The following is a 12,567-nucleotide window of genomic DNA, read 5'->3' as shown; positions in this document are numbered from 1 at the left end:
CTTACGTGCCGTCCGGGCCGAGCGTGGGATCGAGATCGCGCGGGCGGATGAAGCGGACGAGTTCGCCCGTGGCTTCGTCGATATCCTCCCAGCGCTCCACATCGAAACGCATCTCGGCGAGCGTGGCGGTCGGGTACTTGATGTCGACCTCCTTGCGGAGCGTGCCGCTGCCCGCGGGCGTCAGCAGGAAGATCAGGTCTTCAAGGCCGGGATTGTGGCCGACGAGGAGCAGCGTTTCGGCATCGGCATCGGTTTCGTGGACGATGTCGAGCAGCGTCGGCGCGGAGGCCATGTAGACGCGCTTGTCGAAGGTGGCGCCGAGGCGGCGGCCCGCGCCTGTCTCCACGCCGTCCAGCGTCTCGATGACGCGCACGGCAGGCGAGGCGACCACGCTGTCGAAAGCGAGGCCCTGTTCGCGGAGGTAGCGCCCGATCGTCTCTGCAGCGCGGCCGCCGCGCGTGTTGAGCGGGCGATCGAAATCGCGCTCGACAGGGTCGTCCCAACTGGATTTGGCGTGGCGGAGCAGGAAGATCGTCTTCATGTGGCCGCGCTGATGCCCGATGTCGCGCCCGGTGTCATCGGAAGATTTCGTGTCGGTGAAGACATTTCCCGCACGATGCGCACGGCCGCATCGAGCGGGACGCGTTCCACCTCCACGCCGTCCGGGAAGGCCTGGCAGAGGCGGCTCGGCACGGCGGCGCCGAGCAGCACGAACGTGCCCTTGTCGCTGGCGCGGCGGATGAGCCGCCCGAACGCCTGCGCCATGCGGCCTGACGCGACGAGATCGTCGTAGGTCTTGCCGCCGAACGCGGCGCGGCGGGCGGCGTGGAGCACGGTGGGGCGCGGCCACGGCACGCCTTCGAGCACGACGAGGCGGAGCGAATCGCCGGGCACGTCGACGCCGTCGCGCAGCGCATCGGTGCCGAGCAGCGACGCGGCGGGATCGGCGCGGAACATGTCGACGAGCGTGCCCGCATCGATGGGATCGATGTGCTGCGCGAAGAGCGGCAGGCCTTCGCGGGCAAGGCTTTCCTCGATACGCGCGTGCACGGCCTTCAGCCGCGAAATCGCGGTGAAGAGGCCGAGCGCGCCGCCGCGCGAGGCCGAGATCAGCGCCTTGTAGGCCCCGGCGAGCGCGGGGACATTGCCGCGCTGTACGTCCGTGACGATGAGGACGCGGGCCTGCCGGGCATAGTCGAAGGGGCTGTCCGCCGAAAAACGCACGGGCGGCAGCGGCAGGTGCGAGGCGCCGGTGCGGGCTTCGCTGTCGCGCCAGTCGGCATCGGGCGCGGCATCGTCGGTGATGCGCGAGCGCAGCGTTGCCGAGGTGATGACGGCGCCGTGCGCCTGTTTCAGCACGGCCTCGGCGAAGGGCTTGGTCGGGTCGAGCCAGTGGCGGCGGATGCCGACGTCGATCTCGCGCCCGTCGATGCGTTCGAGCGCGAGCCAATCGACGAAATCCGGATCAGCGTGCCCGCCCATGCGCGCGAGGAGTTGCACCCACGCGCCGATCAGCCCGAGCCGCCACGTGAGCCCGGAAAGCGCGCCCTCGACACGGGCGCGGCCGGCGCCGTCGAGCCAGTCCGGCGATTCCTCGACGAGCGCTTCGAGGCGCTGGGAGAGCTTCCGGAGCGGCACCGCGATGGCTTCAAGCGCGCGCGCCGCCACCTCCGCCGCATCGACGAGCGCGGGCTGGAGCGCGACGACTTCGGTTTCGAGGCCGTAGCCCGTCTCGGCCGCGTCGGCGCGGGCGTAGACCTGCGCGCGCACGGCGGCGAGCAGGCGTTCGAGCGGGCCTTCGGGCGTGCCTTCGACGACGCGGCCGAGCCAACCGTCGGCGGGGAGCGCGGCGGCGGTGTGGACGGCGTCTTCGAGAAGGATCGCGCCCTCGCCGTCGAAGGCGACGAGATCGCCGAGGCGGGCGGCGAGGCCCCGGCGGCGGCCCTTGCTGCGCTTTTCGGGGCCGATGATCCAGCGGCGCATCTCGATCGCCTCGCCGCCGGTGAGCGCCATCGCGAAGGCGCTGTCGGCGGCGTCGAACAGGTGGTGGCCCTCGTCGAACACGATGCGCTTGAGGCCCCGCCCCTCCGCCTTGCCGCGCACGGCATTGACCATGACAAGCGCGTGGTTGGCGATGACGAGGTCGGCGTCCGCCGTGCCGCGAACGGCGTGTTCGATGAAGCAGCGGCGGTAATGGGGACAGCCCGCGTAAACGCATTCGCCACGCCGATCGGTGAGGCTGGCGCGCGCGTTGCGGCCGAAGAGGCCGGAGAGCCAGCCGGGGAGATCGCCGCCCACCATGTCGCCGTCGCGGCTGTACATCGCCCAGCGCTGCACGAGCTGCGCGAAGATCGCCGCGCGGCCCGCGAAGCCGCCCTGCACGGCGTCTTCGAGATTGAGCAGGCACAGGTAGTTCTCGCGGCCCTTGCGCACGACGACGCGCGCCGCCTTCACGCGCGGGTCCGGGTAGAGCCGCGCGGTTTCATGGTCGAGCTGGCGCTGGAGCGCCTTCGTGTAGGTGGAGAGCCAGACGGTGCCGCCGGATTGCTCGGCCCACAGCGAGGCGGGCGAGAGGTAGCCCAAGGTCTTGCCGATGCCGGTCCCCGCTTCGGCGAGCACGACGTTCGGGGCATCGCGCACTTCGCGCGGACGGAAGGCAGCGGCGGCGGCGATCGCGTAGGCACGCTGGCCGGGGCGCTCCTCGGCGCCGCTGCCGGTGAGCTGCGCGAGGCGGCCTGCGGCCTCATCGCCCGTGACGACGACCTCGCGCACGGGCACGGGCGGCGCACCCTCCTCCCACTTGGGCAGGCTGGTGAAGACGGAACGGTCGTGGCCCTGCGGCTCGCCAAGCGCGGTGAGCACGGGCGGCGCCCACGGCCACTTGAGACGCGAGAGAGCGCGCGCGGTGTTCCATGCGCCGCCTGCGCGGTCCCACTTGCCGCCTTCGATCTGCGCAAGCAGCGCCTGCGTGACGGCGCGGAGCAGCTTCGCCTCCGCCGCGCCCTCATGCGTCGAATCGAGGCCGAGGACGGCGGCGAAACCGTGCACGGTCGGCACTGCAAAGCGCGCGGGATGCACGAAGGCGAAAAGCTCCAGCACATCGAGGCCCGAGGCTTCCGGGTAGCCGAGCTTCGAGGCGACGAGCGGCGCGTTTATCAGCAGCGTCGGCGTGTCGGCGAGCAGGCGGATCGCCGCCTGCCGGTCCACCCGGCGTGCGCCGTCGTTATCGGCAAGCCAGATACCATCGAGCCCTATGTGAAGCGCGGGCCAAGGAAGCGAAACTGTGGTCACGCCTTGTTTTCGGCCAGCGGGCCCATCTGGCGCAAGCAAAACCTCAGGCCGGGGTCACCTCGCGCAGGCGCGACACGAGCGTTTCCGCGCGCACCACATCGGGCACGCTTTCCATCACGAACTTGTCCGTCACCCGGTCGCCTTCGCTGTCGCGGCTGCTGCCGGTCTCGATGGTGAGCGTGCCGTGGTCGCCCTGTCGCTGCAACCGCGTCACCGGGCCGATCGAGGCCGCGTCCACGCTGCGCACCTTCAGCGCGCGCGCCGATACGAGTTCGACGACGCGCCTGTCCGTGACGCCGTAAATGGTGCGGGTCGCCGTGCGATACGCCCAGAAAGGCGCCGCCATCATGGCGAGGCCGATCACCACGAACGGCAGCCCGAAGAGCGTCATCACCACCCCGGCAAGCGCCGGCGCATCGGTGAAGGCGAGGTGCACCGCGATCGTTTCCCACGCCAGCGAAAACGCCGTCCACGGCACGGCGAAGAGATAGAAGGCGAACGGCTTCACCATCGCGCGGCGCGGGTCTGGCTGGCCGGTCCACAGCAAGCGTTCGCCGAGCCGCATTTCGCGCGCCAGAAGAGCCGGAAGCGTGGCGGGCGGGGCTGGGTTCATGGTTTTCGCCATAGCGCGGCGAGGCTTTCCGCGGCGTAAACGGTTGCGCGCGTCCGCCGCTGCCGCTAGCGCCTGTCCCCGCTATGACAGATGACCTTCGCGCCGCCGCCCTTGTTTCCAAAGCCTGGCCCTATGAGGAAGCCCGGAAGGTGCTGGCGCGCCTGAAAGGCGGCGTGCCCGCGAAAGGCAACGTCCTCTTCGAAACCGGCTACGGACCTTCGGGCCTGCCGCACATCGGCACGTTCAACGAGGTGCTGCGCACGACGATGGTGCGCCGCGCCTTTGCCGAAATGTCCGACGTGCCGACGCGGCTGCTCGCGTTCTCGGACGACATGGACGGGCTCCGCAAGGTGCCGGACAACGTTCCCAATCAGGCGATGCTGACGCAGCACCTCGGCGAGCCGCTGTCGCGCATTCCCGATCCGTTCGGGAAGTTCGAAAGCTTCGCGCACCACAACAACGCGATGCTGCGCGCCTTCCTCGACCGTTTCGGCTTCGAATACGAATTCGCGAGCTCGACCGATTATTACACCTCGGGCCGCTTCGACGACCAGCTGAAGAACGTGCTCGCCAACTATCAGGCGATCATGGACATCATGCTGCCGACGCTGCGCGAGGAGCGCCGCCGCACCTATTCGCCGGTGCTCCCGATCAGCCCGGTTTCGGGCAAGGTGTTGCAGGTGCCGATCGAGGTGGTGGATGCCGCCGCGGGCCTCATTCGCTTCGAGGAAGACGGCGCGACGCACGAGCATTGCATCCTTTCGGGCGGCGCGAAGCTGCAATGGAAGGTCGACTGGGCGATGCGCTGGGTGGCGCTCGATGTCGATTACGAAATGTACGGCAAGGACCTGACGGATTCGGGCGTGCAATCCGGCCGCATCGCCAAGGTGCTCGGAGGCCGCAAGCCCGAGGGCCTGATCTACGAGATGTTCCTCGACGAAAAGGGCGAGAAGATCTCGAAGTCCAAGGGCAACGGCCTCGCGCTTGAGGACTGGCTGACCTACGGCCCGGGCGAAAGCGTCGCCTTCTATGCCTACCGCGAACCGAAGAGCGCCAAGCAGCTCCACATCGGCGTGATCCCGCGCGCGGTCGACGAATATTTCCAGTTCCGCGCGAACTATGCCGATCAGCCGATCGACAAGAAGCTCGGCAACCCCGTGCATCATATCCACGGCGGCAACGTGCCCGATGCGCCGATGCCGGTGACGTTCGGCCTGCTGCTCAATCTCGTGGGCGTGATGGGCGCGGACGCGGACCGCGCGCAGGTGTGGGCGTACCTTGGCAATTACGTGCCGGGCGCGAGCGCGGAGGCGTACCCGGAGGTCGACACGCTGATCGGCCATGCGCTGGCGTACAACCGCGATTTCGTCGCGCCGACGCTGAAGCGCCGCAAGCCCGACGCGCGCGAGACGACGGCGCTGCGTGATCTCGACGCGCGGCTCGCGGCACTGCCCGAGGGCGCGGAGGCCGAGGCGATCCAGAACGAGGTGTACGCAGTCGGCAAGGAAGGCGGCTTCGAGAACCTCCGCGACTGGTTCGCGGCGCTTTACGAGACGCTGCTCGGATCGAGCCAAGGGCCGCGCATGGGCAGCTTCATCGCGCTCTACGGCATCGCCAACACGCGGCGCCTGATCGCCGAGGCGCTAGCTTAAATACGGCATCGTTGCACAGGCCGTTCGCGAGCACCCTTGTGCTTTGTCCTATCACGCACTAATTGAAGTTACATGAAACGCGACAGTCGCCTTTCGGGCGTGCTCCATGTGCTGCTGCACATGGCCGAGCACGAAGGCCCGATGACATCCGAAACGCTCGCGAAGGCGATGCAGACGAACCCGGTGGTGATCCGGCGCGTGATGGCCGGGCTTCGCGAGGCGGGCTATGTCCGCTCAGAAAAGGGCCACGGCGGCGGCTGGACGCTCGCCTGCGATCTCGGCGCCGTCACCCTGCGCGACATCTACCAGGCGCTCGGCCACCCTTCCCTGCTGGCAATGGGCAACCGCACCGAATCCCCCGGCTGCCTTGTCGAGCAGGCCGTGAATGCCACGCTCAGCGATGCCTTCCGTGATGCCGAGGCACTGCTGCTGGCGCGCTTCGAAACCGTCACGCTCGCCGCGCTCAGCGCCGATTTCCATGCCCGGATGAAACAGCGCGGCATCTCATTTGCAAAGGATCACGACCATGGCGACTAAAGCAGACGACGGCGCAATGGATTTCGTCAAAGCCTTTTCCGATCCCGCCGCAGCCGCGCGCTATGCCGAAGGACCGCCGCGCTTCGTGCCGGGATTCGATTCGCTGCACCGGATGACCTCGGTGCTGCTTGCCGAGCACGCCCCTGCGGACGCGCGCGTTCTCGTGCTCGGCGCGGGCGGCGGGCTTGAACTGCAAGCGCTCGCCGCCGCGCACCCCGGCTGGACATTCGTGGGCATCGACCCTGCGGCCGAGATGCTGCGGCAGGCGGAACGCACGCTCGGGCCGCTGATGGCGCGGGTTGAACTCGTCGAAGGCTATATCGACGATGCACCTGCCGGTCCGTTCGACGCCGCCACGTGCCTGCTCACGCTACATTTCCTGAGCGCCGCGGAACGCGAACGCACCGTTCGTGCGATCCACCAGCGCCTGAAACCGGGCGCGCCCTTCGTCGCGGCGCACGGCAGCTATCCGCAGGACGCCTCGCGCGACCTCTGGCTTTCGCGCTACGCCAGCTTCGCAGTCGCATCCGGCGCGGACCCGGAACAGGCCGAGATGGCGCGTAATGCGGTGGCGACGGCGGTCAACATGATGAACCCGGAAGACGATCTTTCGATCCTGCGCGCGGGCGGCTTTGCCGATGCCGAACCCTTCTTCGCCGCCTTCACATGGCGCGGCTGGATCGGCCACGCCTGACGCGGCGGGATTACTGCGAAACTGCCGCCACCTGCTGCTTTTGCTGCCAGTTCCGCAGTTCCATCTGGAACGCCTCGATGCGGCGGAAATGGTCCTGAAAATCCTGCTCGATGTCGGCGAGCGCGCCGAGCGACCAGGTTTCGAGATCCTTTGACGCCATAGCGTTCGCGGCCGTGAGATAGCGTGCTGTCTTCATGCAGAACGCGCCCTTCACGGGCGGATAGGCGTAGTGATTGTAGAGCTTCGTCATCCGGCTGTCGCGGAGGCGCAGGCCGGCGCTGCCGTGCTCGCGGCGATATTTGGCGTCGATCGCCTTGTTGGCGTTCGCAAGTACGGTCTTGTGAAGCTTCAGGAAGCGATTGTAGCCGTCGCGCGGCGCGGTGTTCGCACTCGTCACGCAGCTGAGCGCGGCAACGTTGAGTGCGGAGCGGACGTTGAACAGCGTCTCCAGCGGTCCGAGGCCAATGTTCGGCGTCAGGAAACGGCCGTCGCTATCCTTCGCGGGCAGTTCATAGGCGGGATCGATCCCCGCAGGCGGTTGCGGCGGGCGCGAGACCTGCGGCGGCGGCGGCGGAGCCTTGACGGGTGGCGGAGGTGCAGGCGGCGCGGTACAGGCCGCAACGCCAAGCGCCAGCATAAACACCATCCCTCTCAGACGCATACGTCCCCCGCCCCTTTGCTCTGCCGGAGTCATCTCACGCTGAGTTTCCCGCTGTCCAGCGCCCGCGCGACGAAACGAGTCTGCGACACGTCATATGCCCGTCACACGCGCGTAACCTCGATCTGGTTAAGCGTCGCGCATCGAAACCGGGGACTGAAGACGATGGAACGCGGACCCTGCGCTTACAAGATCCTGATGTTCTGGGCCTGCCGCGCCCAAAAGCCGCCGCGCACGAGCTGGCGCCGGCGCCTGTCGGATGCGGTGTCGTTCCGACTCGCTAGAGCGTAGCGCCCGCCAAGCGCTCGCTGCCGAGGAGCGCGCAGCCCATGCCGGCGCGCATCAGCGTGGACATGAGGCGCGTATCGCCCAGCCTCGCCAGCTTGTCGCCGATCTCGCCGACGGTCATGTCGCGCCATTCGTCCTGCGTACGCATCGTGTCGCCCGCGACCTCCGCGATCAGCAGCCAGTCCCGCTCCTGAAGCTTGCCGGCGAGTTCGCGCGCCACGCACGCCGATTCCTGCTTGCCGAAGCCGCGCGAGAGCAGCGCACTCTCGATCTCGCCGTTCGACGGGTTGCACGCCGCGAGGAGTCCGAACACCGGAAGCAAGGCAAAGGCGCGGTGCATCGTCAAGCGCCCATCAACGTGCACCCGAGCCCCGCGCGCGTCACCACCTCGACGATTTCGGGATCGCCGATCGCCTGGAAACGCTTGTGGATATCACGCAGGCTCATGCGTTCGACCTCGCGCCGGTCGATGCCTTTGGCGAAACGCGCCAGGCGCTTCAGCTGATCCGTCGACAGGCGATCGACCATCTGGCCCGCCATGCAGCCTGCCACGGGCCTCGCCACGCCGACACTCGTCAGGCTGCTTTCGATGCGGCTTTCATAGCTGGCGCACCCCGCGAGGAGCGCGGCGGCGGTAACGGCAATCAGCACTGGCTTCATGAATTCGATCTCCGGTGTACGCGGTCTTCATCGCCCGATCCGCCTTAACCCAAGCTGACCCCGGTGCTATAGCTCGGCACCATGAATATCTGGACCGGCATTCTCGTCGCGCTCGCCGCAACACTCGCCATGGAGGGCGTCGCCTATGTGGCGCACCGCTGGGTGATGCACGGCTTCCTGTGGTCGCTGCACAAATCGCACCACGAGCCGCGAACGGGGCTTTTCGAGAAGAACGACTGGTTCGCCTTCATGTTCGCCCTGCCCTCGATCGCGTGCATCTACCTCGGCGTCGAGGCGGGCTGGCATCCGGCATGGATGTGGGTCGGCATCGGCATCGCGGGCTATGGCGCGATCTATTTCGGCTTCCATGACGTCATCGTCCACCACCGCATCGCGCACGGATATGTGCCGAAAAGCGCGTACATGAAGCGCATCGTGCAGGCGCACCGGCTGCACCACGTGGTGAACAGCAAGCACGGCACCGTATCGTTCGGCTTCCTGTGGGCGCCGCCCGTGCGCGTGCTGAAGGCCGAATTGGAGCGTGCCGGCGGCGACATTCGGATGCCGACGGGCGCGTGACCCCGCCGCCTCGGCCCGCCGCGCTCCGCATCGCCGAGCGCCTGTTGCCGAAACTCTGGTCGGCAGGCGTTCTGCCCCCGCCCGATCTCGACGAAGACCGGCTGTTCCGGCAGGCGCGGCGCGCGGCGAAACTGGACGATTTCGGACCGGACGACGGCTGGCGGGGCAATCTCTCCGTACTGCTCGGAGCGCTTCGCGATGCGCCGATGAACGCGATCGGCCGCACCATCGCGCACGGCAGCATCCTCAAAGTGCTGGTGGACCGCTTGCGCGCCGAGGCGCTGTTCGCCGCGCATCCCGAGATCCGCGCACGGCCGCTCGCGCCGCCGCTTGTCATCTGCGGCCAGATGCGCTCCGGCACCACGCGGCTGCAGCGCCTTCTCGCCTGCGACGACCGCTTCGTACACCTCCGCCTTTTTGAAGCGCTGAGCCCGGTGCCGAATCCGCACACAGGGCGCGATCCGCGCATCCGCTGGGCGGGCTTCGGTGTGCGGTTCCTCAATTGGGCGAACCCCGGCAATGCGGCCGCGCACCCCACGGGACCGATGGAGCCCGATGAGGAAACGGGTCTGCTGGAGCATAGCTTCTGGGGCGCACAGATCGAAGCACAGCGCCGTATCCCAGCCTTCGCGCGCCACTGCGAAACCGCCGATCCCCTCCCCGTCTATCGTCGCTTCGCTGACCTGCTGCGCCTTACCGGGTCGTTCCGGGGTGATGATCCGAAGCTGCCGTGGCTTCTGAAATCTCCACAGTATCTCCAAGATCTGCCTGCACTTTCCGGTATTTTTCCGAATGCCCGCTTCATCTTCATGACGCGCGCGCCGGAAGCGCTTGTCGCCTCTGGCTGCTCGCTGGTGTGGAACCAGATGGTCGTACAGTCGGACACTGTCGATCCGGCATGGATCGGGCGTGAATGGCTGCACAAAACGGCGCTCCGGCAGACCCGTGCCGACGCTTTCCGGCTGACCCTGCCGGATGCGTGCGCCTTTTCGCTCGACTTCGCCGACATGGAGCAGGACTGGCGCGGGAGCATCCGCAGCCTTTACGACTGGCTCGACCTGCCCATTGGCGAGGCGCTGCTGGCACGAATGGACGGCTACATGGCGCACGAACGCCGCCACGTCGGGCACCGCTACAAGCTCGCCGATTTCGGCCTTACGCGGGAGGCGGTGACGTCAGCGCTGGCGGCGTCCAGTCCGGCGTATCGCCCTTCTTCCACAGCGGCGGACGCGGCGGCAGCGGTGACGTCAGGCGCGGCGTCAGAAAGGCCCTGACAACGAAACGCAGCTTTTCGGCGATCGACGTACCCTGCCGATGATCCCATGCGGCAGGCCCCGCCGCGCTGACCTTCGTACCGATCGCGGCATAAATGTCGGCTGCGGAGAGCACCGCGCGGCCCGCACGCCGGGGCAAACGCTGCGCGCCCGCGCGAGCCGACGCGTAATAGGCATCGGCAAGATCAAGCAGCCGACGAACGATGCCGACGAGCGCGCCGCGATGTTCGGGTCGCACATGATCGCCCGGCGGAATACCCGCTTCGGCGAGCCAATCCTCCGGCAGGTAACAGCGCCCGATCGCCGCATCATCGAACACGTCGCGCGCGATGTTGGTGAGCTGGAAAGCGATGCCGAGGTCGGCGGCGCGGAGCAGGAGGTCGCGGTTTTCCGGCGCGACGTTCATCACGACAGCCATCATCTCACCCACGACGCCCGCGACGTGGTGGCAATAATCGAGCGTATCATCGATATGGCGGAAGCGGCGCTCGTGGACGTCCATCGCATAGCCCGTGAGGTGTGCGAGCGGGTAGGCTACCGGCATCCCCGTTTCGCGTACGGCCGCAGAAAGCGCAGCGAACGCATTGATATCGCTTTGTTCTGCTGTGACTGCCGCGCGCGTGCGCTCCGTCAGCTCAGCAAGGCACAGCGCTGCAGGTGCATTCTCCGCCACGCGGCCCTGCCCGCCTTCCTGCCCGTCGATCACATCGTCGCAGTGGCGGCACCACGCGTAAAGCAGCCAGGCGCGGCGCCGGGTTGCCGGGTCGAACAGTCGGGAAGCAAGCGCGAAGCTGCGCGATCCGCGCGCGATACTAAGCGCGGCCCAGCGGGCCAGCTCATCCATCGGGAAGATCGGCCAGCACCAGCCGCGCCGTCGCCTTCGCGGAGCCGACAACGCCTGGAATCCCGGCGCCGGGATGCGTGCCCGCGCCCACGAAATAGAGGTTGGAGATGACATCGTCGCGGTTGTGGACGCGGAACCACGCGCTCTGCCACAGCACCGGCTCCAAACTGAACGCCGAGCCAAGATGCGCGTTCAATTCGGCTTTGAAGTCTTGCGGTGTAAACCACCGTTTCACTTCAATATTCTCAAGAAGGCCGGGAAGCAGATGCGCATCGAGCGCTTTCAGGATGCGCTCCGCATACTGCGGGGCAATGCTCTCCCAATCGCCGTCATATTTGCCGAGATGCGGCACCGGCGACAGCACATAGAAGCTGCTGCTTTCGGGCGGTGAAAGGCCGGGATCGGAGGCGGTCGGGTGATGGAGGTAGAGCGAGAAATCGTCAGCGAGTTTGCCCCCGCCGTAAATCTCGTCGAGCAGTGCCTTGTAGCGCGGCCCGAACAGAATGTTGTGGTGCGGAACCTCCGGCCACGTCCCCTTTGCGCCGAAGTAAATAACGAACAGAGACGGCGAAAACCGCTTGCGTTTCAATGCCCTTGCAGCCGTCTGTCCGCGCGGCGTCTCGCCCAGCAGATCGGCATAGGTGTGTACGATGTCACCGTTCGAGGCGACGGCATCGAAAGCGTAGCGCGCTTCGCCCGCCACAAGGCCCGTCGCCTGGTTTCCGTTGGTTTCGATCGCCGTCACCGGCGTCCCCAGCTTCACCGTCCCGCCCAGATCCTCGAACAGACGGACGAGGCCGCGCACCAGTGCGTGCGTGCCGCCGCGTGGGAACCACACGCCCCACTTTTTCTCAAGTGCGTGAATAAGCGCATATATCGAGCTGGTATTGAAGGGATTTCCACCGACAAGAAGCGTGTGGAAGCTGAACGCCTCCCGCAACTTGGGATGACGGATATGGCTCGCGACGACCGAATAGACCGAACGCCACGCGCCGTAACGCATCAGCTGCGGCGCGGCGGCGAGCATCGACCGGAAGTCGAGAAACGCCTCGTGGCCGAGCTTCTCGTAGCCTTCGCGGAACACACCTTCGGAGTAAGCGAAGAAGCGCTGGTAGCCCTCGACATCTTCAGGCGAAAGCGCAGCGATTTCAGCGGAGAGGCGTGTCTCATCTCCCGTGTAGTCGAACGTCGTGCCGTCCGGCCAATGCAGGCGGTAGAACGGCTCCACCGGCATCAGATCAACATAATCGGCAAGCCGCCGCCCAGAGAGCGCGAACAGCTCTTCAAGACAGGTGGGATCGGTAACGACGGTCGGCCCGGCATCGAACGTGTAGCCCGCCTCCTCGTACACATAGGCCCGCCCGCCCGGCTTCTCGCGCGCTTCGAACAGCGTGACGTCATGCCCGCCGGATTGCAGACGCACCGCAAGCGCGAGGCCGCCGAAGCCGCTACCAATGACCGCAATTTTTGCCATGCC

13 protein-coding genes are annotated in these 12,567 nt (G+C 67.1%); 5 read left to right on the top strand and 8 right to left on the bottom strand.

Features of this window, described 5'->3' with window-relative positions:
* Position 1: 1 nt before the first annotated feature.
* Genes ACE3TJ_RS00170 through ACE3TJ_RS00160 form a run of 3 tightly spaced genes read right to left on the bottom strand, consistent with a single transcriptional unit; the run spans position 2 to position 3,904 of the window.
* Positions 2-541, bottom strand: a complete 540-nt coding sequence (locus ACE3TJ_RS00170; protein WP_374592666.1) for a histidine phosphatase family protein — start codon at positions 539-541, stop codon at positions 2-4.
* Positions 538-3,291 (bottom strand): ATP-dependent DNA helicase, encoded by a 2,754-nt coding sequence (locus ACE3TJ_RS00165; RefSeq protein WP_374592664.1) that lies wholly within the window; start codon positions 3,289-3,291, stop codon positions 538-540. Before ACE3TJ_RS00165 ends, ACE3TJ_RS00170 begins: the two co-directional genes overlap by 4 nt.
* Before the next feature lie 43 nt (positions 3,292-3,334).
* On the bottom strand, positions 3,335-3,904 hold the full coding sequence (locus ACE3TJ_RS00160) for a hypothetical protein (protein ID WP_374592662.1): 570 nt from the start codon (positions 3,902-3,904) through the stop codon (positions 3,335-3,337).
* 83 nt (positions 3,905-3,987) lie between these two features.
* Here ACE3TJ_RS00160 and ACE3TJ_RS00155 point away from each other — a divergent pair, with 83 nt between their 5' ends.
* The 3 genes from ACE3TJ_RS00155 (at position 3,988) to ACE3TJ_RS00145 (ending at position 6,787) form a co-directional block, all read left to right on the top strand.
* Positions 3,988-5,556 carry a lysine--tRNA ligase gene (locus tag ACE3TJ_RS00155; protein WP_374592660.1) on the top strand — a complete coding sequence of 523 codons (1,569 nt, stop codon included), beginning with the start codon at positions 3,988-3,990 and terminating at the stop codon, positions 5,554-5,556.
* A 72-nt stretch (positions 5,557-5,628) separates the two neighbouring features.
* The gene (locus tag ACE3TJ_RS00150; protein WP_374592658.1) at positions 5,629-6,093 is read left to right on the top strand and encodes an Rrf2 family transcriptional regulator; all 465 of its coding nucleotides are present in this window, start codon (positions 5,629-5,631) and stop codon (positions 6,091-6,093) included.
* Positions 6,083-6,787, top strand: a complete 705-nt coding sequence (locus ACE3TJ_RS00145; protein ID WP_374592656.1) for a class I SAM-dependent methyltransferase — start codon at positions 6,083-6,085, stop codon at positions 6,785-6,787. The genes ACE3TJ_RS00150 and ACE3TJ_RS00145 overlap by 11 nt, the downstream gene beginning before the upstream one ends.
* Positions 6,788-6,797: 10 nt before the next feature.
* On the opposite strand, the gene ACE3TJ_RS00140 is transcribed toward ACE3TJ_RS00145, so the two are convergent.
* The 3 genes from ACE3TJ_RS00140 to ACE3TJ_RS00130 form a co-directional block, all read right to left on the bottom strand.
* The gene (locus tag ACE3TJ_RS00140) at positions 6,798-7,424 is read right to left on the bottom strand and encodes a hypothetical protein (RefSeq protein ID WP_374592654.1); all 627 of its coding nucleotides are present in this window, start codon (positions 7,422-7,424) and stop codon (positions 6,798-6,800) included.
* A 301-nt stretch (positions 7,425-7,725) separates the two neighbouring features.
* A complete protein-coding gene (locus ACE3TJ_RS00135) occupies positions 7,726-8,073 on the bottom strand; it encodes a hypothetical protein (RefSeq protein WP_374592652.1) in 348 nt (115 codons plus the stop codon).
* A 2-nt stretch (positions 8,074-8,075) separates the two neighbouring features.
* Positions 8,076-8,393 carry a hypothetical protein gene (locus ACE3TJ_RS00130; protein WP_374592650.1) on the bottom strand — a complete coding sequence of 106 codons (318 nt, stop codon included), beginning with the start codon at positions 8,391-8,393 and terminating at the stop codon, positions 8,076-8,078.
* Positions 8,394-8,474: 81 nt separating this feature from the next.
* Here ACE3TJ_RS00130 and ACE3TJ_RS00125 point away from each other — a divergent pair, with 81 nt between their 5' ends.
* Both ACE3TJ_RS00125 and ACE3TJ_RS00120 read left to right on the top strand, forming a co-directional pair.
* Positions 8,475-8,972 carry a sterol desaturase family protein gene (locus tag ACE3TJ_RS00125; protein WP_374592648.1) on the top strand — a complete coding sequence of 166 codons (498 nt, stop codon included), beginning with the start codon at positions 8,475-8,477 and terminating at the stop codon, positions 8,970-8,972.
* Positions 8,969-10,246, top strand: a complete 1,278-nt coding sequence (locus ACE3TJ_RS00120) for a sulfotransferase (protein WP_374592646.1) — start codon at positions 8,969-8,971, stop codon at positions 10,244-10,246. The genes ACE3TJ_RS00125 and ACE3TJ_RS00120 overlap by 4 nt, the downstream gene beginning before the upstream one ends.
* Here ACE3TJ_RS00120 and ACE3TJ_RS00115 read toward each other — a convergent pair.
* Positions 10,128-11,090 (bottom strand): phytoene/squalene synthase family protein, encoded by a 963-nt coding sequence (locus ACE3TJ_RS00115; protein ID WP_374592644.1) that lies wholly within the window; start codon positions 11,088-11,090, stop codon positions 10,128-10,130. The two genes, ACE3TJ_RS00120 and ACE3TJ_RS00115, sit on opposite strands and share 119 nt — an antisense overlap.
* On the bottom strand, positions 11,083-12,564 hold the full coding sequence (locus tag ACE3TJ_RS00110) for a phytoene desaturase (RefSeq protein ID WP_374592642.1): 1,482 nt from the start codon (positions 12,562-12,564) through the stop codon (positions 11,083-11,085). Before ACE3TJ_RS00110 ends, ACE3TJ_RS00115 begins: the two co-directional genes overlap by 8 nt.
* Positions 12,565-12,567 lie beyond the last annotated feature (3 nt).

This window comes from Sphingosinicella sp., from assembly GCF_041916975.1.
In the GTDB taxonomy this organism is placed as follows: Bacteria; Pseudomonadota; Alphaproteobacteria; order Sphingomonadales; family Sphingomonadaceae; genus Sphingosinicella.
The sequence above is the reverse complement of the archived record's forward strand: the minus strand, read 5'-3'. Positions and strand labels throughout refer to the sequence as shown.

What these genes read in the sequence shown, in the direction of transcription:
- ACE3TJ_RS00170 (WP_374592666.1), bottom strand. Translation starts at nt 541, where the DNA reads ATGAAGACGATCTTCCTGCTCCGCCACGCCAAATCCAGTTGGGACGAC.
- ACE3TJ_RS00160 (WP_374592662.1), bottom strand. Translation starts at nt 3,904, where the DNA reads ATGAACCCAGCCCCGCCCGCCACGCTTCCGGCTCTTCTGGCGCGCGAA.
- ACE3TJ_RS00155 (WP_374592660.1), top strand. Translation starts at nt 3,988, where the DNA reads ATGACAGATGACCTTCGCGCCGCCGCCCTTGTTTCCAAAGCCTGGCCC.
- ACE3TJ_RS00150 (WP_374592658.1), top strand. Translation starts at nt 5,629, where the DNA reads ATGAAACGCGACAGTCGCCTTTCGGGCGTGCTCCATGTGCTGCTGCAC.
- ACE3TJ_RS00145 (WP_374592656.1), top strand. Translation starts at nt 6,083, where the DNA reads ATGGCGACTAAAGCAGACGACGGCGCAATGGATTTCGTCAAAGCCTTT.
- ACE3TJ_RS00140 (WP_374592654.1), bottom strand. Translation starts at nt 7,424, where the DNA reads ATGCTGGCGCTTGGCGTTGCGGCCTGTACCGCGCCGCCTGCACCTCCG.
- ACE3TJ_RS00135 (WP_374592652.1), bottom strand. Translation starts at nt 8,073, where the DNA reads ATGCACCGCGCCTTTGCCTTGCTTCCGGTGTTCGGACTCCTCGCGGCG.
- ACE3TJ_RS00130 (WP_374592650.1), bottom strand. Translation starts at nt 8,393, where the DNA reads ATGAAGCCAGTGCTGATTGCCGTTACCGCCGCCGCGCTCCTCGCGGGG.
- ACE3TJ_RS00125 (WP_374592648.1), top strand. Translation starts at nt 8,475, where the DNA reads ATGAATATCTGGACCGGCATTCTCGTCGCGCTCGCCGCAACACTCGCC.
- ACE3TJ_RS00115 (WP_374592644.1), bottom strand. Translation starts at nt 11,090, where the DNA reads ATGGATGAGCTGGCCCGCTGGGCCGCGCTTAGTATCGCGCGCGGATCG.
- ACE3TJ_RS00110 (WP_374592642.1), bottom strand. Translation starts at nt 12,564, where the DNA reads ATGGCAAAAATTGCGGTCATTGGTAGCGGCTTCGGCGGCCTCGCGCTT.